Genomic DNA, 1013 nt, shown 5'->3' on the forward strand with positions numbered 1-1013 from the left:
GGACCCACTGACTGGAGAGCCGTGTGCGGGAGAACCGCACGCACGGTTCGGAGGGAGGGGAGTCCGGCTCAACCGGACTTCCCTACCCCTATCGGGGGTGGGTGGATTTTGTGTCGGCCCTTCAGGCCTTAGGGTTTTCTGTGGGGGTATCCGGTGGCTGACGCCACCGGCATTGGTTGTGTCGGCCCGTTGGGCCTGGGGTGGCTGGTTTTTGGGGGACGTGGTTGGAGGCTGTGGGGATCAAATTGGCGGAGCAATTTGGCGACTATGGGGTGGCTGGTTTTCTGGGGGAGGTTGGTTGGCGGCTGAGGCTTGGGGTGTTTGGAGTTGTGTCGGCCCGTTGGGCCTGGGGTGGCTGTTTTTTGGGGGACGTGGTTGGAGGTTGTGGGGACAAATCGGCGGAGCAATTTGGCGACTATGGGTTGGGGCGTTGAGTGGCCGAAGAAAAGGCAGTCGGTACCGTTGCGGCTTTTCGGTACCGCACACGTTTCTCTCCGGCGGAGCAGGGTGCAGCATGCCACGCCAGGCGTCCGCTGAAGGAATTCCACTTCGGTTGCGACCAGCGGTTTGTCGGTCGGCAATCGAGCATTGGATCAAGCCTGGCGTCCGGTCGGCATCGAGCACGACGGTTGTTGGTCGGAGCAGTGAGTCGAATAACGTCGGCCGTCGCCGGGCGGCGAGAGCCAAACTAACTATCGGAAAACGCCTTGACGCCGCTCCGGTGCACGGTGTGGTTCTGCTGCGTTTGGCGCTGAGGACGCTAGCGAGCAAGCGGCCCTGAGTTCTGGTTTGGATGTTGCCCTGCGAACATGATTGCAGTAGCCGCGATGGTAAAAAGCGATCCAACCGTCACTGTGGCCCAGATGGTGTTGTGAGGAACAGCGATGTCCTCGGGAAGCATCGCGTAATAGGGAGCCATGCTAAGGACTTGTTCGGAAATAACTTCGGCAATCTTGTAGAATCGAGGCATCTCGATTCCACGGAGGCCAACGATGAAGGACGTTTACGGACAG

1 protein-coding gene is annotated in these 1013 nt (G+C 59.9%); it reads right to left on the minus strand.

All coding sequences use genetic code 11. From position 1 onward, the window contains the following. Positions 1-760: 760 nt before the first annotated feature. Positions 761-970 carry a hypothetical protein gene (locus FHS27_RS30700; protein WP_184310289.1) on the minus strand — a complete coding sequence of 70 codons (210 nt, stop codon included), beginning with the start codon at positions 968-970 and terminating at the stop codon, positions 761-763. Between the last annotated feature and the right edge of the window lie 43 nt (positions 971-1013).

It is taken from the genome of Aporhodopirellula rubra (assembly GCF_014192335.1).
GTDB classification, from domain to species: Bacteria; Planctomycetota; Planctomycetia; order Pirellulales; family Pirellulaceae; genus Rhodopirellula; species Rhodopirellula rubra.